This window comes from Geodermatophilus sp. Leaf369 (assembly GCF_001424455.1).
Classification (GTDB): domain Bacteria; phylum Actinomycetota; class Actinomycetes; order Mycobacteriales; family Geodermatophilaceae; genus Klenkia.
Genome location: NZ_LMQA01000001.1, coordinates 1029663 through 1048065, shown reverse-complemented (window position 1 = coordinate 1048065; position 18403 = coordinate 1029663). Strand labels below are relative to the sequence as shown.

Annotated in this window: 16 protein-coding genes and 1 tRNA gene; 14 read left to right on the top strand and 3 right to left on the bottom strand. The window is 73.2% G+C overall.

Features of this window, described 5'->3' with window-relative positions; all coding sequences use genetic code 11:
* Positions 1–23: 23 nt before the first annotated feature.
* On the bottom strand, positions 24–1550 hold the full coding sequence (locus ASG36_RS05220; RefSeq protein WP_055760297.1) for a dolichyl-phosphate-mannose--protein mannosyltransferase: 1527 nt from the start codon (positions 1548–1550) through the stop codon (positions 24–26).
* Between the two features lie 52 nt (positions 1551–1602).
* Between ASG36_RS05220 and rsmI the strand changes: the two genes are divergently transcribed.
* Positions 1603–2451, top strand: a complete 849-nt coding sequence (gene rsmI / locus ASG36_RS05215; protein WP_055760294.1) for a 16S rRNA (cytidine(1402)-2'-O)-methyltransferase — start codon at positions 1603–1605, stop codon at positions 2449–2451.
* Between the two features lie 126 nt (positions 2452–2577).
* Here the strand turns inward: rsmI and ASG36_RS05210 are convergent, their stop codons facing one another.
* Positions 2578–3375: an endonuclease domain-containing protein gene (locus ASG36_RS05210; protein ID WP_235494599.1), complete on the bottom strand. Its 798-nt coding sequence runs from the start codon at positions 3373–3375 to the stop codon at positions 2578–2580.
* A gap of 332 nt (positions 3376–3707) precedes the next feature.
* Positions 3708–4796, bottom strand: coding sequence for a magnesium/cobalt transporter CorA (gene corA / locus ASG36_RS05205; RefSeq protein ID WP_055760288.1), 1089 nt, complete (start codon positions 4794–4796; stop codon positions 3708–3710).
* 107 nt (positions 4797–4903) lie between these two features.
* On the opposite strand from corA, the gene ASG36_RS05200 reads away from it, so the two are divergent.
* The 13 genes from ASG36_RS05200 to pth all read left to right on the top strand — a co-directional run bounded on the left by ASG36_RS05200 (position 4904) and on the right by pth (position 18280).
* Positions 4904–6427: an amino acid permease gene (locus ASG36_RS05200; RefSeq protein ID WP_055760284.1), complete on the top strand. Its 1524-nt coding sequence runs from the start codon at positions 4904–4906 to the stop codon at positions 6425–6427.
* A gap of 125 nt (positions 6428–6552) precedes the next feature.
* The gene (locus tag ASG36_RS05195; RefSeq protein ID WP_055760281.1) at positions 6553–7200 is read left to right on the top strand and encodes a hypothetical protein; all 648 of its coding nucleotides are present in this window, start codon (positions 6553–6555) and stop codon (positions 7198–7200) included.
* 9 nt (positions 7201–7209) lie between these two features.
* The gene (metG, locus tag ASG36_RS05190) at positions 7210–9003 is read left to right on the top strand and encodes a methionine--tRNA ligase (protein WP_055760278.1); all 1794 of its coding nucleotides are present in this window, start codon (positions 7210–7212) and stop codon (positions 9001–9003) included.
* Positions 9000–9866 carry a TatD family hydrolase gene (locus ASG36_RS05185; RefSeq protein ID WP_055760275.1) on the top strand — a complete coding sequence of 289 codons (867 nt, stop codon included), beginning with the start codon at positions 9000–9002 and terminating at the stop codon, positions 9864–9866. Before metG ends, ASG36_RS05185 begins: the two co-directional genes overlap by 4 nt.
* 49 nt (positions 9867–9915) lie before the next feature.
* Positions 9916–10755: a hypothetical protein gene (locus tag ASG36_RS05180; protein WP_055760272.1), complete on the top strand. Its 840-nt coding sequence runs from the start codon at positions 9916–9918 to the stop codon at positions 10753–10755.
* A 339-nt stretch (positions 10756–11094) separates the two neighbouring features.
* The gene (locus tag ASG36_RS22965) at positions 11095–12249 is read left to right on the top strand and encodes a resuscitation-promoting factor (RefSeq protein WP_055760269.1); all 1155 of its coding nucleotides are present in this window, start codon (positions 11095–11097) and stop codon (positions 12247–12249) included.
* On the top strand, positions 12212–13129 hold the full coding sequence (gene rsmA / locus ASG36_RS05170) for a 16S rRNA (adenine(1518)-N(6)/adenine(1519)-N(6))-dimethyltransferase RsmA (RefSeq protein ID WP_235494597.1): 918 nt from the start codon (positions 12212–12214) through the stop codon (positions 13127–13129). Before ASG36_RS22965 ends, rsmA begins: the two co-directional genes overlap by 38 nt.
* Before the next feature lie 5 nt (positions 13130–13134).
* Positions 13135–14088: a 4-(cytidine 5'-diphospho)-2-C-methyl-D-erythritol kinase gene (locus ASG36_RS05165; protein ID WP_082522795.1), complete on the top strand. Its 954-nt coding sequence runs from the start codon at positions 13135–13137 to the stop codon at positions 14086–14088.
* Between the two features lie 76 nt (positions 14089–14164).
* Positions 14165–14237, top strand: a tRNA-Gln gene (locus ASG36_RS05160).
* 79 nt (positions 14238–14316) lie between these two features.
* Positions 14317–15762 carry a bifunctional UDP-N-acetylglucosamine diphosphorylase/glucosamine-1-phosphate N-acetyltransferase GlmU gene (glmU, locus tag ASG36_RS05155; protein WP_255354604.1) on the top strand — a complete coding sequence of 482 codons (1446 nt, stop codon included), beginning with the start codon at positions 14317–14319 and terminating at the stop codon, positions 15760–15762.
* Positions 15759–16739, top strand: a complete 981-nt coding sequence (locus tag ASG36_RS05150; RefSeq protein WP_055760266.1) for a ribose-phosphate diphosphokinase — start codon at positions 15759–15761, stop codon at positions 16737–16739. The genes glmU and ASG36_RS05150 overlap by 4 nt, the downstream gene beginning before the upstream one ends.
* 183 nt (positions 16740–16922) lie before the next feature.
* Positions 16923–17618 carry a 50S ribosomal protein L25/general stress protein Ctc gene (locus ASG36_RS05145; protein ID WP_055762497.1) on the top strand — a complete coding sequence of 232 codons (696 nt, stop codon included), beginning with the start codon at positions 16923–16925 and terminating at the stop codon, positions 17616–17618.
* An 8-nt stretch (positions 17619–17626) separates the two neighbouring features.
* A complete protein-coding gene (gene pth, locus ASG36_RS05140) occupies positions 17627–18280 on the top strand; it encodes an aminoacyl-tRNA hydrolase (protein WP_235494595.1) in 654 nt (217 codons plus the stop codon).
* Positions 18281–18403 lie beyond the last annotated feature (123 nt).

Here is an 18403-nt window from a genome sequence, read left to right as displayed (position 1 = left end):
CAACGCAACTATGGATCGCGCCATCAGAACCAGGAGGGGAACCACATCCGCTGGACCCACTCGGCGTAGGACAGCGGCTGCCCGGTGAGGACCGGGTAGAAGAAGACGAAGGTCATCGCGACCACGGCCAGGTAGAGGCTGACCGCGCCGAGCCCCAGCCAGCGGCGGAACTGGGTCGCGCGCGGGGAGCCGAGCACGTCCTGCAGCACGAGCACGACGGCGAGGATGAAGAACGGCACGACCGGGGCCATGTAGAAGACGAACATCGTGCGTTCGAGGTTGACGAACCAGGTCAGCCACCCGGCGGCGATGCCCACGGCGATGGTGGTCGCGGCCGGATCGCGGCGGGCGACGATCCGCCACAGCAACCAGAGCATCGCGGGGGCGAAGGCGAACCAGAGCGTGGGCGTGCCGACCATCAGGATGTAGCGCACCACCTGGTCACCGGCGGAGTCGGTGAGCCCCTGCGGGTTCCACAGCAGGATGGGGCGGCCGTCGACCAGCCAGGACCAGGGCCCGGACTCCCACGGGTGCGGGGTGGACAGCCCGCTGTGGAACGTCAGCCACTCCCCGTGCATGTGCCACAGCGACCGCAACGCACCCGGCACGAAGCCGAACGACGTGTCCGGGTTCTGCTCGGCCCAGTGCCGGCCCTGCGCGTTCTCGGCCAGGAACCACTGCGTGAAGCTGGCCAGGTAGGTCAGCACCGGGACGACGGCCAGGGCCCACAGCGCCCCGGGCAGGCCGCGGCGGAGCACCGTGCGGGTGGGGCTGGCGACACCGGCCTCCCGCCAGGCCGCCCGGTCCCAGAACAGGGTCAGGACGGCGAAGAACGCCAGGAAGTAGACCCCGGACCACTTCACCGACGCGGCGCAGCCGAAGAGCACCCCCGCCGCGATCCGCCAGCCCCGCGGACCCAGCGCGAACTCCCGGACCGGCCTGGTCAGCCCCGCCGTGCGCTCGCGCACCCGCTGTCGGGTGCGGTCGCGGTCGACCACCAGGCAGGCCACCGCGCAGACGACGAAGACCTGCAGGAAGACGTCGAGCAGCCCGATCCGGCCGAGGGTGAAGGAGAACCCGTCCAGCGCCAGCAGCAGGCCGGCGATCAGGCCCAGCAGTGTCGACCCGGTGAGCCGGCGGGCCAGCCGCACGAGCACGACGACCGCGATCGTCCCGGCTATCACGCTCGGGATGCGCCAGCCGAAGGAGTCGTAGCCGAAGAGCCGGATGCCCCCGGAGATGAGGATCTTGCCCAACGGCGGGTGGACGATGAACGTGTAGCCGCGGTTGTACTCGTAGCCCCACTCGATCATCTCGTTCGCCTCGGGCGGGTAGTACGCCTCGTCGAAGAGCAGGTCGCCGGGATAGCTGAGGTCCCACAGTCGGGCCACGAACGTCGCGATGCCGAGCACCGCGGTCAGCACCCAGGACAGCAACCGGTCGGTGGGCAGCGGTGGGGTCCACTGCCGGGCCGGACGGCGCGGGGCCCGCCGGTGCGACGGCGGTGGCGGCGCCCCGTCGTCCACCCGTTCCGGGGCCAGCACCGCCATGCGGCCAGGGTAGGTGGCGGGTACGACACGGCCGCCGTGACAGGCTCCTGAGGTGGCAGGACGACTGGTGCTCGGTGGCGCCCCTCTGGGTCAGCCCGGCGACGTCGGACCCCGGCTGCGCCAGGCGATGGCCGACGCCGACGTGCTGGCCTGCGAGGACACCCGCCGCCTGCACCGGTTGGCCCAGGACCTCGAGGTGCGTTTCAACGGTCGCGTCGTCACCTTCCACGAGACTGTCGAGACCTCCCGGCTGCCCGGGCTGGTCGCCGCGATGGAGGCCGGCCAGACCGTCCTGCTGGTCACCGACGCCGGCATGCCCTCGGTCTCAGACCCCGGCTACACCCTGGTGCGCGCCGCCGTCGACGCCGGCATCGAGGTCACCTCGGTGCCCGGCCCGTCCGCCGTCACCACCGCGCTGGCGGTCTCCGGGCTGCCCTGCGACCGGTTCTGCTTCGAGGGCTTCCTGCCCCGCCGCGGCCGCCGCACCGCCTTCACCGCGTTGCTCACCGAGCCCCGCACGATGGTCTTCTTCGAGTCCCCGCACCGGCTGGCCGACGCGCTGGCCGACGCCGCCGCCGTGCTGGGGCAGGACCGGCCCGCCGTCGTCTGCCGCGAGCTGACCAAGACCCACGAGGAGGTCGTCCGCGGCACCCTGGGCTCGCTGGCCGCCTGGGCCGCCGAGGGCGTGCGCGGGGAGATCACCCTCGTCGTCGCCGGCGCCCCCGCGGGCCCGGTCGACCTCACCCCCGCCGAGCTCGCCGCCGAGGTCGCCCGCGAGGAGGCCGCCGGCGAGACCCGCAAGGACGCCATCCGCGCCGTCGTCACCCGCACCGGCCTCCCCAAGCGCGTCGTCTTCGACGCCGTCGTCGCCGCGAAGCCCCCACCCCCCACCCGCGGCTGACCCTGTTCGCGGCACGGCGCCGCAGCCGTGGGCAGGGGAAGCCCCGCACACACCTCGGGTGCCCTTGCCTGTGTGCAGGGCTTCCCCTGCCTGGGGGCGGCGGGAGGGAGCGCTCCGGCCGGCGGTTCACGCGGCGGACAGCTGCGCGAGACGCGTCCGGTAGACGGCGAGCACCGTGGCCCGGACGCCCTCGGGGTCCCGCACCACCTCGGCGTAGGTGAACCGCAGCACCAGCCAGCCGAGTGAGGCGAGGACGGCGTCGCGGTGCAGGTCGCCCTGCCTGTCGGCCGGGGAGGTGTGGAAGGCGGCCCCGTCGAGCTCGACGGCGAGCAGCACCTCCTCCCAGGCCCGGTCGAGGTGCCTGGTGACGCCGTCCGGGCAGACCACCCGGACCTGGCCTCGGCTGCGGGGCAGTGACCGGTGGCGGAACACGCCCAGGACGCCCATGGCCTCCAGCTCGCTCTGCACCCCGTCGGCGATCAACGCGATCGTCTCGGCGAGAGCCCGGTGTCCACCGATGTTCGGTCGTCGGTCCAGAGCCGCCCGGAGGAGGTGCGCGTCGAGCCGGGTCCGCCGGACGGCGTCGATGACCATCGGCCGGCGTTCGCCCCGCGGGACCAGGGGCCAGCTGTCGACGAGGCTCACCGCGAGGGGCGTCACGGGCAGACCACGCACGACGTCCGTCAGGTGGGGCGAGTCCGAGAGGCCGCGTCGGCGGTGCACCTGCAGGTCAGGAGCTCCGGCGTGCCGGCGTGAGTGGTCGATGACGACGTGGACCGGGCCCGCGTGTTCCCGCAGCCCGACCACGGCCAGCGCGGTCAGGTGGCTGAGGGTCGCGCCCGGACCGGCGCACATCAGCGCGGCGCGCAGTCGCCGGTCGCCGGTGGCGGGGTCACCGCGCGGTGCGTAGACGCGTGGGAACACGCGCCTCAGGTGACCGCGGCCGACGAAGCTGTCGACGACGGTCCTGGGCACACGTCGGAGCAGGTCGTCGCGGGTCGCCAATCCGTGATGGGTGCGGAGGACGTCCGCGATCACGGCGCGCCATGGCTCGTCCATGCCAGGAGGGTGCTGGCTCGAATGGACTCGGCGACGTCCGTCGCGAGATCTGTGGACACGACGTCGTCCTGTGGACCGACGGAACGGCCTCGCGTCCCTCGCCCCAGGCAGGGGAAGCCCCGCACACAGGTGTGGACCCCGAGGCTGTGTGCAGGGCTTCCCCCGCCTCGGGTGGGGCGGCGGGTGGGGGCGGGGCGCTACAGCCAGCCGCTGCGCTTGAAGCCGCGCCAGAGCAGGGTGCAGGCGCCCAGCATCACGAGGAGGACCAGCGGGTAGCCGAAGGTCCAGTGCAGCTCGGGCATGTGGTCGAAGTTCATCCCGTAGATCCCGGCGATCGCGGTGGGGACGGCGATGATGCCGGCCCAGGCGGAGATCTTGCGCATGTCCTCGTTGTCGGCCAGCGAGGTGCGGGCCAGCGACGCCTGGAGGATCGAGGTGAGCAGCTCGTCGAGGGCCGAGATCTGGTCGCGCACCCGGATGGTGTGGTCGTGCACGTCGCGGAAGTACGAGCGCATCTCGTCCGGGACGACGTCGCCGGTGCGCTCGGACAGCGCGTGCAGCGGGAGGTCCAGCGGGGTGACCGCCCGGCGCAGCTGCATCAGCTCGCGCTTGAGCTGGTAGAGCCGCGGGATGTCGTCGGTGCGCTGGGGGGAGAAGACCGAGGCCTCGAGCTCGTCGACGTCCTCCTCGACGGCGGCCGCGACCTCCACGTAGTGGTCCACGACGAGGTCGGCGACGGCGTAGAGCACCGCCGACGGGCCGTGGCAGAGCAGGTCGGGCTGCTCCTCCAGCCGCTTGCGCAGCTCGGCCAGCCCGCCGTGCTGCCCGTGCCGGACGGTGATCACGTGGTGCTCGCCGAGGAACACCATGACCTCGCCGGTGTCCACCACCTCGCTGGTCGACGTCAGCTCCTCGTGCTCCACGTAGGCCGCGGTCTTCAGCACCATGAACAGGCCGTCGTCGTACCGGTCGAGCTTGGGGCGTTGGTGGGCGTAGACGGCGTCCTCGACGGCCAGCGGGTGCAGGCCGTACTGCGCGGCGATCGACTCGAACTCGGCCTCGCTGGGCTCGGCCAGCCCCAGCCAGACGAAGCCGTCCCGCTCGGTGGCCACCCGCAGCGCGTCCTCCACCGGGACGTCGGGCACGCGCGCGCCGTCGACGTAGACGCCGCAGCCGACGACGGGTCCGCCGGACTCGCGCAGCGGGGCCGCGTGCAGGGGCTGTCCGGCGGGCCGCGGGACGTGCCGGGGACGCGGGCGGGGGGCCCGCGCGTCGGTGCTGGTCATCGTTCTCCTCCGACTGCGGGACGACGGCGAGCGTAGGCGTGCGGGGTGGGGTGACGCATGGCACTCTCCCGTTGCACCGATCAACCACGGGTCCGAGGGGGAGTCACATGGCCGTCGCCAACGGCAGGCGGGTCAAGAGCGTCGAGGACTCGATCGCCGACACCGAAGAGCCTGAACACCAGCTCAAGAAGAACCTGTCCGGTCTGGACCTCACGGTCTTCGGCGTGGGCGTGATCATCGGCACCGGCATCTTCGTGCTCACCGGCGAGGTCGCCCAGACGACGACGGGGCCCGCGGTCGCGATCTCCTTCGTCATCGCCGGGATCGTCTGCGGGCTGGCCGCCCTCTGCTACGCCGAGTTCGCCTCGACGGTGCCGGTCGCGGGCTCGGCCTACACGTTCTCCTACGCCACGTTCGGCGAGCTGATCGCCTGGATCATCGGCTGGGACCTGGTCCTGGAGCTCGCGCTGGGTGCGGCCACGGTCAGCGTGGGCTGGTCGGGGTACCTCAACCAGCTGCTGTCCGACATCGGCATCGGCCTGCCGGAGACCATCGCGGGGGAGACCGCCCGCTTCAACATCCCGGCCATGTTCATCGCGCTGCTGATGACCGGTGTGCTGATCCTGGGGATCAAGCTGTCCTCGCGGATCACCTCGATCATCGTGGCGATCAAGGTCGCGATCGTGCTGCTGGTGATCGTGGTGGGCGTCTTCTACGTCAAGGCCGCCAACTACACGCCCTTCGTCCCGCCGGCCGCTCCCGGTGAGGGCGAGACCGGGTTGACGCAGCCGTTCATCCAGCTGCTGTCCGGGTTCACCCCGAGCACCTTCGGTGTCGGCGGCATCATCGCCGGTGCGGCCATCGTGTTCTTCGCCTTCATCGGCTTCGACATCGTCGCGACCGCCGCCGAGGAGACCAAGGACCCGGCCAAGGACCTGCCCCGCGGCATCTTCGGCTCCCTCGCCGTCTGCACCGTGCTCTACGTCCTGGTCAGCCTGGTCGTCGTGGGCATGCAGAACTACACCGAGCTCAACGCCGAGGCCCCGCTGGCCGGCGCCTTCTCCAGCGTCGGACTGCCCTTCTTCGCCGGCATCATCAGCGTCGGGGCCCTGGCGGGGCTGACCAGCGTCGTGATGATCCTGATGCTGGGTCAGTCGCGGGTGCTGTTCGCGATGAGCCGCGACCACCTGCTGCCCCCGAGCCTGGCGAAGGTGCACCCCACGTACGGCACGCCCTACAAGATCACCCTGATCACCGGTGTCATCGTGGCGATCATGGCCGGGCTCATCCCGCTGGGCACGCTGGCCGAGCTGGTGAACATCGGCACGCTCTTCGCCTTCGTGCTCGTGTCGGTCGGGGTCATCGTGCTGCGCCGCACCCGGCCCGACCTGCCCCGGTCGTTCAAGGTCCCGCTCATGCCGGTCATCCCGATCGTGGCGGCACTGGCCAGCTTCTACCTGATGCTGAACCTGCCCACCGACACCTGGATCCGGTTCGCCGTCTGGATGGCGCTGGGCGTGGCCGTCTACTACCTCTACGGCCGCAAGCACAGCCGGCTGGCCAAGGGCGGCGACCACGACCACAGCGTGGCCACCGGCGACGGCACCGCCGGGCAGGGCCACCAGCGCTGACGTCGCAGGACCCCCGACGGGGCCGTCTCACCCAGCCGGGTGAGGCGGCCCCGTCGTCGTCTCCGGACCCGCCCCGGGTGTGACGACCTCACCGGTGACCGCCCGTCACCGGCCAGGGAGTCCCGTTGTCCAGCACCGTCGCCCTCGACGACACCGTCGCGTTCGCGCGCGTGCTGGTCTCCGGCCGGGGACGGCGACGCCCGCCGGTCACCGCCGTCGCCGCGGGGTCCCTCGCGGTGCTGGAGGCCGTCGGGCTGCTCGCGGTGGGGCTCACCTCGCTGGACGGGCTGTGGGGCAGCGGACTGCGGCCCCCGGTCGGACTGGTCGTGGTCACCCTCGTGGCCCTGGCCGGCTGGGTCGTGCTGGCCGCCGGCGGTGGCGCCGGGCTGGTCGACGGCAGCGGCGGCCGGTTGCTGGTCGCGGTGGCGCTCGGCGAGCTGGGCGTGCTGGTGGTCGGGGGACTGACCCTCGGGTTCGACGGGGACGGCGTCCGGCACGTGCCGGCCGGGGCGTTCGCCGTCCCGGTACCGGCCCTGGTGCTGCTCGCCCTCGCCGTCCCGCTGGGCAAGCTGCTGCTGGCGACGACGCCGTCCGCCCAGGCCTGGAGCGGGGCCGCCGCCCGTCGTCCACAGGCCGTGCGCACGCCGGCGGCGCACCCGCGGGTGCGGGTCGCGACCCTGCTGGCGATCGCCGCGGTGCTCACCGCGGTCGCGCTGACCGGTCCGCCGACGGCCGACGGGACGGCGACGATCACGGTGGACAGCGCTCCGTAGTCTCGTGCCGTGAGTGATCGGCACATCCTGACCGCAGTCGCCTGGCCCTACGCGAACGGCCCGAGACACATCGGGCACGTCTCGGGCTTCGGCGTCCCCTCCGACGTCTTCAGCCGGTACCACCGGATGGCCGGGGACCGGGTGCTGATGGTCAGCGGCACCGACGAGCACGGCACCCCGATCACGGTCGCCGCCGACGCCGAGGGGGTCACCCCGCGGGAGATCGCCGACCGGAACAACCGGGTCATCGTCGGTGACCTGACCGGCCTGGGGCTGAGCTACGACCTCTTCACCCGGACGACGACGGCCAACCACGCCGCCGTCAGCCAGGAGATCTTCACCGGCCTGCTGAAGAACGGCTACGTCTTCCCGCAGACCACGCTGGGCGCGATCAGCCCGTCGACCGGGCGCACGCTGCCCGACCGCTACATCGAGGGCACCTGCCCGATCTGCGGCTACGACGGCGCCCGCGGGGACCAGTGCGACAACTGCGGCAACCAGCTCGACCCGATCGACCTGGTGAACCCGGTCAGCAAGATCAACGGCGAGACGCCGAGGTTCGTGGAGAGCGAGCACTGGTTCCTCGACCTGCCGGCCTTCGCCAAGGCCCTCGGCGACTGGCTCGGAACCCGCAAGAGCTGGCGCCCGAACGTGCTGAACTTCAGCGTCAACCTGCTCGAGGACCTCAAGCCGCGCAGCTACACCCGCGACATCGACTGGGGTGTGCGCGTCCCCCTCGACGACTGGCGCGACCGCGACGACAAGCGGATCTACGTCTGGTTCGACGCCGTCGTGGGTTACCTGTCGGCGTCCATCGAGTGGGCCCGCCGCTCGGGTGACCCCGAGGCGTGGCGCCAGTGGTGGCAGACCCCGGACTCCGACGCCTACTACTTCATGGGCAAGGACAACATCGTCTTCCACTCCGAGATCTGGCCAGCCCAGCTCCTGGGGTACAACGGCGAGGCCGCCAAGGGCGGGACGCCGGGCTCCTACGGTCGGCTGAACCTGCCCACCGAGGTGGTGTCGAGCGAGTTCCTGACCATGGAGGGCAAGAAGTTCTCCTCCTCGCGCCGCGTCGTCATCTACGTGAGGGACTTCCTGGCCCGCTACGACCCCGACGCGTTGCGCTACTTCATCGCCGTCGCCGGTCCGGAGAACCAGGACACCGACTTCACCTGGGCGGAGTTCCTGCGCCGCAACAACGACGAGCTCGTCGCCGGCTGGGGCAACCTGGTCAACCGGTCGATCTCGATGGCGGCCAAGAACGTCGGGGCCGTGCCGCAGCCGGGCGAGCTCACCGACGCCGACCGGGCGCTGCTGGCCACCACGTCCGGGGCGTTCGGCCCGGTCGGTGAGCTGCTGGCGCGCAACCGGCAGAAGGCCGCCGTCAACGAGGCGATGCGGGTGGTCGGCGAGGCCAACAAGTACCTGTCCGACCAGGCGCCGTGGAAGCTCAAGGAGGACCCGGCCCGCCGGGACTCGGTGCTGTTCACCGCCCTCCAGGCGATCAAGGACTGCAACGCGCTGCTGTCGCCGTTCCTGCCGCACTCGGCCCAGCAGGTGCACGAGCTGCTCGGTGGCGAGGGCACCTGGTCGGTGCAGCCGCGCATCGAGGAGGTCACCGACCTCGACGACGGGTCGCCGTACCCGATCATCACCGGCGACTACGACCAGGGGCAGGCCGTCTGGGCGTCCACCCCGGTCGTGCCGGGGACCCCGCTGGCGCCGCCGAAGCCGGTCTTCGCCAAGCTCGACCCCTCCATCGTGGAGGAGGAGCTGGCCCGGTTCGAGGCGGGGGAGTGAGCCGCTCGGCGTCCTCGCGGGCGAACAGGCGCGGTGAGCCGCCGCCGTCGCCGGAGGCGTTGCCCTCCCCGGCGCTGGACAGCCACACCCACCTCGACATCGCCGTCGGCGGGGAGGAGCGGCTGCCCACCGAGGCCGAGGTGGACGCCGAGATCGCCGCCGCGGCCGCCGTCGGCATCCCGAAGCTGGTGCAGGTCGGGGTGGACGTGGCCAGCTCGCAGTGGTCGGCCGCGCTGGCCGCCCGGCACCCTTCGGTGCTGGCCGCCGTCGCGCTGCACCCCAACGAGGCCGGGGCCGGCGCCGCCACCGACGAGGCGCTGGCCGAGATCGACCGGCTGGCCGCGCTGCCCCGGGTGCGGGCGGTGGGGGAGACCGGCCTGGACCGGTTCCGCACCGGACCCGAGGGGTGGGCGGCGCAGGAGGCCTCGTTCCGGGCGCACATCGGGATCGCCAAGCGGCACGGCATCGCGCTGGTCATCCACGACCGGGACGCCCACGCCGAGGTGCTCCGGGTGCTCGACGACGAGGGCCTGCCCGAGCACACCGTCTTCCACTGCTTCTCCGGGGACGCCGCCTTCGCCCGGCAGTGCCTGGACCGGGGGGCCGTGCTCTCCTTCGCCGGCACGCTGACGTTCGCCAACGCCGGCAACCTGCGGGAGGCCGCGGCCCTGGCCCCGCTGGACCAGCTGCTCGTGGAGACCGACAGCCCGTTCCTCACCCCGGTCCCGCACCGCGGCCGCCCCAACGGCTCCCGGCTGGTCCCGCTGACCGTGCGGGCGCTGGCCGAGACCACCGGGGTCGAGCTCGACCGGCTGTGTCAGGCCCTCACGACCACCGCGGAGCGTGTGTTCGGGCAGTGGTGAAGGGACCTCGCCGTGGCGGTGGGGTGGCGCGCAGGGGGACACTGACGGCGTGGGTCGCCTCATCGCCGTCGTGCTGTTCATCGCCGTGATGGTGCCCGCCGGGCTCCTCGCCCGTGGCTGGGCGCGTGCGGCCGACCGGCGGGCCGTGGCCGGTGGGGGCGTCGAGCTCGTGCCGCCGTCCGAGGCCGGTGCCGCGGTGCTCGCCCGGCAGGCCCGGCACGGCCGCCGGGTGCGCCAGCTCGGGTTCGGCCTGGGGCTCGTCGCCGTGATCGCCAGCGTGGTCCTGTTCGCCGAGGCGTCGGTCTTCCTGTGGCTGCCCGCCCTGGTCGTCGGCCTGCTGGCCGGTGTCGTCCTGGCCGAGGCCACCCGCCCCCGCCCACGCTGGGCGGTGTCCTCCCCGGCGCGCCGGCCCCGGCGGTCCGAGCAGGTCTCGCCCTGGCTGCTGTGGGCGATGCGGGCCGCCGTGCTCGGTGAGGTCCTCGCGGCCGGTGCCCTCTGGCGGTCCGGGGACCTGGACGGGCCCGTCGCCGCGGTCGCCGTCGGCGTGCCGGTGGTCGTGTGGCTGCTGGCCGAGACCGCGCTGCTGCGGGTCCTGGTCCGCCCGCTGCCCGCCGAGGGTGCCGACGTCCCGGTCGACGAGGCGCTGCGGACCTGGACGGCGCACCTGGTCACCGCCGCGGTGAGCGTGCTGGCGCTGCTGCCGCTGGGCGTGCTCCTGCTGGTCGCGGGTCTCGGCCTGGGCGACCGCCCCACCGACGGCATCGACCTGCTCCCGGTGGCGCTGGTGGCCGGCGGCTTCTCCGCCCTCACCGCCGGCCTCGCCGTGGCCGTGTTCCTCTTCACCTGGCTGAAGCCGGTGCGGCACACCGAGCCCGCGCTCGCCGGCTGAGCGCGGATCCACACCGTGGGTCTGCTCACACGGGCAGCGCCCGTCTGGTCCCACCCACCCCGCCCGTCACCTGCGCGGTCGTGACGCGTGGTGTCGGCGTGGCGACTGTGAGTCGATTCGTCGACCTGCTTTCCTGCTGTCGCACCATTGCCTTCCGTTCCAGGTTCGTTATCGTGTCGTGACCGACCAGTCGGGGTGGGGAACACCTCGGACGGCGCCTCGGGAGACCCCCGGACGCTCCCGTCGGACACAGTCAGACGCGGCCGCCGTCCCCACGGTGTCCGTGCCGCCTGCCGTCCGGAGTTCCCCTGCCCGGGCCCCGTGACCCGTGGATGTGTTGTGCGCCGTTCCCTGAAGCTCTCCCTGTTCGCCCTCGTGCTCGTGGGCCTCCTCGGCGGCTCGTTCGCCTACGTGCTGGCCCAGAAGTCGGTGACCCTGACCGTGGACGGCGAGTCCCGCGAGGTCGACACCTACGCCGCCACCGCGGGGGAGCTGCTCTCCGACGAGGGCCTGCAGGTCTCCGCCGACGACGTGGTCCTGCCCGGCACCGACGCCGCCGTGGACGACGGCGACACCGTCGTGCTGAACCGCGCGCGTCCGCTGCAGCTGACCGTCGACGGCGTGAGCCGCGAGGTCACCACCACCGCCCTGTCGGTGGACGAGGCACTGGACCAGCTCGGCATGCGTGAGGAGGGCTACGTGCTCTCGGCCTCGCGCAGCGAGCGCCTGCCGCTGGACGGGATGGCCCTGGAGGTCACCACGCCCAAGACCATCACCGTGGTCGCCGACGGTGCGACGCAGAGCATCACCACCACCTCGGCGACCGCCGGGGACCTGCTGACCGAGCAGGGCCTCACCCTCGGCGAGACCGACCGCATGACGCTCTACCCGACCACCCCGCTGATGGACCGGATGGTCCTGCAGGTGTTCCGGGTGCAGGTCAGCGAGGTCACCGAGACCCAGCCGATCGAGTTCGAGACCGTCGAGACCGAGGACCCGGCCTCCCCCGAGGGTGACGAGACGGTCACCACCGAGGGCGTCGCCGGCGAGCGCACCGTCACCTACACCGTGACCGTCACCGACGGTGTCGAGACCGGGCGCGTCGTGGCCAGCGACACCGTCACCCGGGAGCCGGTCGCCGAGCAGGTCAGCGTCGGCACGATGGAGGCCCCGGCCCCCGCAGCGGCCCCGTCGTCCTCCTCCACCAGCAGCTCCGGTGGCGGCAACACCGGTGCCGCCCCGCCGGCGTCCAGCGGTGGCCTGGACTGGGACGCCCTGGCGCGGTGCGAGGCCGGCGGCAACTGGTCGATCAACACCGGCAACGGCTACTACGGCGGCCTGCAGTACAACATCAGCACCTGGAACGCCTACGGCGGTCAGGACTTCGCGTCGAGGCCGGACCTGGCCACCCGCGAGCAGCAGATCGCCGTCGGCGAGCGCACCTACGCCGCGCGCGGTGCCTCGCCGTGGCCGTCCTGCGGCCGTCTGCTGTAACGGTCACCCGCTGAGCGCCACCCCCGACGTCGGCGACGGGCTGCTGGGCCCGGCTGCGATCCGCAGCCTGGCCCAGCAGCTCGACCTGCGTCCGACCAAGCAGCTCGGGCAGAACTTCCTGCACGACGCGAACACCATCCGCCGGATCGTGCGGACCGCCGACCTGCGCCCGGACGACGTCGTCCTGGAGGTCGGCCCCGGCCTGGGTTCGCTGACCCTGGGCCTGCTGTCGGCCGCCGCCCACGTCACCGCCGTGGAGATCGACCCCCGGCTGGCCGACCTGCTGCCGACCACCGTCGCCGAGCGCACCCCGCACCTGGCCGACCGGCTCAGCGTGGTCACCGCCGACGCGCTGCGGCTCACCGAGCTGCCCGGACCGGCGCCCACCGCGCTGGTGGCGAACCTGCCCTACAACATCTCGGTGCCGGTGCTCCTGCACCTCCTGGAGCGCCTGCCGACCATCCGGACGGCGCTGGTGCTGGTGCAGCTCGAGGTCGCCGACCGGCTGGCCGCGAAGCCGGGCAGCGACGCCTACGGCGTGCCCAGCGTCAAGGCCGCCTGGTACGCCGACGTCAAGCGCGCCGGAGCCGTCGGCCGGCCGGTGTTCTGGCCGGTCCCCAACGTCGACTCCGGGCTGGTCCAGCTGGTCCGCCGCGAACCGCCCGCCGGTGACCGTGCGGCCACCTTCGTCGCCGTGGACGCCGCGTTCGCCACCCGCCGCAAGGGCCTGCGGGCAGCGCTCGCCGGCTGGGCCGGGAGCCCGGCCGCCGCGGAGACCCGGCTGCGGGCCGCGGGCATCGACCCCACCTGGCGCGGCGAGCGGCTCTCGGTCACCGACTTCGCCCGGCTGGCCGCCACCGACCCCGTCCCGGCAGGCTGACCGGCGTGGCGAACGCGACCTCCGGTGGGCCCGGACGGATCTCCGGGGACGGCTCGGTCACCGCGCACGCCCCCGCCAAGGTCAACGTGCACCTCGGCGTCGGACCCTTGCGCGAGGACCGGTTCCACGAGCTGACCACGGTGTTCCTCGCCGTCTCGCTGTACGACTCGGTGACGGCGTGGCCCGACGAGGGGCTCTCGCTGACGGTGTCCGGCGAGGGCGCCACCGACGGCGCGGTGCCCACCGACTCCCGCAACCTGGTCTGGCAGGCCGCCGAGCTGCTGGCCCGGCACGCCGGGGTCGCCGCCGACGCCGCGCTGCACGTGGACAAGTCGATCCCCGCCGCCGCGGGCCTGGCCGGGGGCTCGGCCGACGCGGCCGCCGCCCTGGTCGCCCTCGACGCGCTGTGGGGCACCCACGCCACCCGCGGTGACCTCGCCGGCCTCGCCGCCCAGCTGGGCAGCGACGTGCCGTTCAGCCTGCTCGGGGGGACGGCGGTGGGCACGGGCCGGGGGGAGCAGCTCTCCCCGGTGCTCGCCCGACGCCGCACCGACTGGGTGCTGGGGATCGCCGGGGAGGGCCTGTCCACCCCGTCGGTCTACGCCGAGCTCGACCGGCTGCGCGCCGCTGGGGAGCTGCCGGCCGCCTCGACCGCAGGCGCCCCCGACGACATCGTCGCGGCCCTCGGCGGCGACCCGGCCGCCCTGGGTGCCGCCCTGGCCAACGACCTGCAGGCCCCGGCGCTCGCCCTGCGCCCGGACCTGCGCGGCGCCCTGGACGCGATGACTGCCGCCGGTGCGCTCGGGTCGCTCGTCAGCGGCTCGGGACCGACCGTCGCCGGGCTGGCCACCGACGCCGAGGCGGCGCAGGCGCTGGCCGACGCGCTCGCGCACACCGGGCTGTTCCGCGCGCTGCGCGTCGTGCACGGGCCCGTGCCCGGTGCGCGCCTGGTCGGCTGACCCCGGTGCCCGTGCTCGCCCCCGCGGACCCGGCGCCCTAGGCTCGGGCCCTGCCTCCCGGGCGTGCCCGGAGCGGTGGGGGATGGGGTAATCGGCAGCCCGCCGGCCTTTGGAGCCGTGCAGTCTCGGTTCGAGTCCGAGTCCCCCAGCTGGTCAGACCGTCGTCCCGCCCGTGGAGGAAACCGCTTGTCCGAGCCCCTCGTCCCGTCCGCACCCGGCGGGTCGCTCGTGAGCGCCGTCGTCGTCCTCGCCGCCGGACAGGGCAGCCGGATGAGGTCCGGCACCCCCAAGGTGCTGCACCCCCTCGGCGGGCGGTCGATGCTCGGGCACGTGCTGGCCGCCGCGGCCCCGCTGGGCGCTGAGCAGACCGTCGTCGTCGTCGGGTCCGGCCGGGAGGCCGTCACCGCCCACCTGGCCCAGATCGCACCGCTCGCGCTGCCGGTCGTCCAGGAGCAGCAGAACGGCTCCGGGCACGCTGCCGCGGTCGCCCTGGACGCCGTCCCCGGCCTCAGCGGTGCCGTGCTCATCGTCAACGGCGACGCCCCGTTGCTGCGCACCAGCACGGTGCAGGCCCTGGTCGAGGCGCACCGCGCCGCCGGGGACCTGCTGACCGTGCTCACCGCGACCGTGCCCGACCCCACCGGCCTGGGCCGGATCGTGCGCGACGAGCAGGGCCGGGTCACCGCCATCGTCGAGGAGCGGGACGCCACCGACGAGCAGCGGGCCATCACCGAGGTCAACGCCGGGGTCTACGTGGGGGACGCAGCCAGCGTGCGCGAGGCCCTCACCCGGGTCGGCGCGGCCAACGACCAGGGCGAGCAGTACCTCACCGACGTCCTCGGCCTGCTGGTCGGGGACGGACGCCCGGTGGGCGGTCACCGCGCCGCCGACGCCGCCGACACCCTGGGCTGCAACGACCAGCGCGAGCTCGCCGCCCGCCGCCGCACCCTCAACGACCGCGTCCTCGACGACCTCATGCGCGCCGGGGTCACCGTGGTCGACCCCGACACCACCTGGGTCGACGTCACCGTCGAGGTCGCCGCCGACGCCGTCCTGCAGCCCGGGACCCAGCTGCTGGGCGCCACCGTGGTGGCCACCGGCGCCGTCGTCGGACCGGACACCACGCTCACCGACTGCGAGGTGGGGGAGGGCGCCCGCGTCGTCCGCACGCACGCCGAGCTCGCCGTCGTCGGCCCGGACGTCTCCGTGGGGCCCTTCGCCTACCTGCGTCCGGGCACGAGGCTCGCCCGCGGCTCGAAGGTGGGCACCTTCGTGGAGACCAAGAACGCCTCCCTCGGGGAGGGCTCGAAGATCCCGCACCTGTCCTACGTCGGGGACGCCACGATCGGCGAGGGCACCAACATCGGTGCCGCCACCGTGTTCGTGAACTACGACGGGGTCGCCAAGCACCACACCACGATCGGCAGCCACGCCCGCACCGGCGCCGACAACATGTTCGTGGCCCCGGTCACCGTGGGCGACGGCGCCTACACCGCCGCCGGCTCGGTGATCACCGACGACGTCCCCGCGGGGGCCATGGGCGTGGCCCGGGCCAAGCAGCGGAATGTGGCAGGCTGGGTCGGCCGCCGCCGTCCCGGGACGCCCGCGGCCGACGCAGCCGCTGCCAGCAGCACCCCACCACCGGCCGACGACCAGCAGGGGCCTCAGTCATGAGCTCGATCAGCCAGACGCCCACCAAGAACCTGATGCTCTTCTCCGGCCGCGCCTACCCGGAGCTCGCCGAGGAGATCGGTGGCCACCTCGGCGTCGCGCCCACGCCGACCTCGAGCTACGAGTTCGCCAACGGGGAGCTCTTCGTCCGCTTCGAGGAGTCCGTCCGCGGCTCGGACGCCTTCGTCGTGCAGAGCCACACCGCGCCGATCAACACCTGGCTCATGGAGCAGCTGATCATGGTCGACGCGCTCAAGCGCGCCTCGGCCAAGCGGATCACCGTCGTCGCGCCGTTCTTCCCCTACGCCCGGCAGGACAAGAAGCACCGCGGCCGCGAGCCCATCTCCGCCCGCCTGGTCGCCGACATGTTCAAGACCGCCGGCGCGCACCGCCTCATGTCCGTCGACCTGCACACCGCGCAGATCCAGGGCTTCTTCGACGGCCCCGTCGACCACCTCTTCGCGATGGACCTGCTCATCGAGGAGGTCAAGCGCAAGTGGGGTGGCCGCGACCTCACCGTCGTCTCGCCCGACTCCGGCCGCGTCCGGGTCTCCGAGCGCTGGTCGGACAAGCTCGGCGGCACCCCGCTGGCCTTCATCCACAAGACCCGCGACGTCACCCGGCCCAACGAGGTAGTGGCCAACCGCGTCGTCGGTGAGGTCCGCGGCCGGGTCTGCGTGCTCGTCGACGACATGATCGACACCGGCGGGACGATCACGAAGGCCGCCGAGACGCTGTTCGCCGAGGGTGCCGCCGACGTCGTCATCGCCGCGACCCACGGCGTGCTCTCCGGGCCCGCCGTCGACCGGCTCAAGAACAGCCGGGTCAGCGAGGTGCTCATCACCAACACGCTGCCCATCGCCGACGACCAGCGCTTCGACAAGCTCACCGTGCTCTCCATCGCCCCCCTGCTGGCCCGCGCCATCAAGGAGGTCTTCGAGGACGGCTCGGTGACGAGTCTCTTCGACGGCGCTTCCTAGACCGCGCGCGTCCCCGACGAGGAGCGCCCTCCTCGTCGGGGTCCGTGGGGTGTGTAACCTGGCTCCTGTTGCCCGGCGAGGGAGGCGGACCGGGTCCGCTCTCCGTGATCGACGTGCGTGTGCCCTCGGGTGTGCCGCGTCCGCGCCGGCGATGAGACCCCGACCTGCAAGGAGCACACCACCGTGGCCGACTTCCGCCTCGACGCCGAGACCCGCACCGAGTTCGGCAAGGGCAGCGCCCGCCGCACCCGTCGCGCTGGCCGCGTCCCCGCCGTCCTCTACGGGCACGGCCAGGCCGTCCAGCACCTCTCGCTGCCCGCCCGCGAGTTCGCTGCCGCGCTGCGCAACGGCGGCACCAACGTGCTGCTGACCGTCACCCTCGAGGGCACCGAGCACCTCGCGCTGACCAAGTCCATCCAGCGCGACCCGCTGACCCGGGTCCACGAGCACGTCGACCTGCTCATCGTCCGTCGTGGCGAGAAGGTCACCGTCGACATCCCGATCACCACCACCGGTGACGTCGCCCCCGAGACGATCATCAACTTCGAGCTCAACACCGTCTCGATCGAGGTGCCCGCCACCTCCATCCCCGAGACCATCGAGGTCGACATCGAGGGCCGCGCGGCCGGCGAGGGCATCTCCGCCGCCGACCTGACCCTGCCCGAGGGCGCCGAGCTCCTCACCGACCCCGAGGCCCAGGTCATCGGCTTCCTGGCCGCCCCGACCGCCGAGGCCCTCGAGGCCGAGCTCGCCGAGGCCGAGGCCGAGGCCGGCATCGAGCGCGACGAGTCCGACGCCGACGGCGACGTCGTCCCGGAGCCCTCCGACCAGGGCAGCGGCGAGTCGATGGACGCCGCCAGCAACTCCGCGGACAACTGAGCGGTCTCTTGACCGAGAGCACGACCCGCAGGGGCGCCGGCACCGCCGGCGCCCCTGCGGCGTCTCCCCCCCGTCCGCCCGAGGGCCCCTTCCTGCTCGTCGGGCTGGGCAACCCCGGACCCGGCTACGCCGGCAACCGGCACAACGTCGGCGCCATGGTGCTGGCCGAGCTCGCCGCCCGGGCCGGCACGAAGCTCACCCCGGGCAAGGGCCCGCGGGCGCGGTCGCTCTCCGGAGACGGACGACTGGCCGGACGACGGGTCGTGCTGGCCCAGCCCACGACGTACATGAACGAGTCCGGCGGCCCGGTGCAGGGCCTGCTCGGCTACCACTCGATCGACCCCACCTGCCTGGTCGTGGTGCACGACGAGCTCGACCTGGACTTCGACGTCGTCCGGCTCAAGCGCGGCGGGGGAGAGGGCGGCCACAACGGCCTGCGCTCGATCTCCCGGTCGACCGGGACCAGGGACTATCTGCGGGTGCGGGTGGGCATCGGCCGCCCGCCCGGGCGCCAGGACCCCGCCGACTTCGTGCTCAAGGACTTCTCGGCCACCGAGCGGAAGACCCTCGAGCTGCTGATCGGCGAGGCCGCCGACGCCACCGAGCTGCTCCTGGAGAAGGGCCTGGAGGCCGCGCAGAACGTGGTGCACCCCCGCACCTGACTCACAGTCACCCGAAGGGGGGATGGCGGGGCCAGCACCAAAGGGTGAACGGGGCATGACGGTCTTGACGCGCTGATCACGCACTGTGATTGTTCCTCGGTGAAGGGCCGACGGTGAAGCGGT

What these genes read in the sequence shown, in the direction of transcription:
- ASG36_RS05200 (WP_055760284.1), top strand. Translation starts at nt 4,904, where the DNA reads ATGGCCGTCGCCAACGGCAGGCGGGTCAAGAGCGTCGAGGACTCGATC.
- ASG36_RS05150 (WP_055760266.1), top strand. Translation starts at nt 15,759, where the DNA reads ATGAGCTCGATCAGCCAGACGCCCACCAAGAACCTGATGCTCTTCTCC.
- ASG36_RS05220 (WP_055760297.1), bottom strand. Translation starts at nt 1,550, where the DNA reads ATGGCGGTGCTGGCCCCGGAACGGGTGGACGACGGGGCGCCGCCACCG.
- corA (WP_055760288.1), bottom strand. Translation starts at nt 4,796, where the DNA reads ATGACCAGCACCGACGCGCGGGCCCCCCGCCCGCGTCCCCGGCACGTC.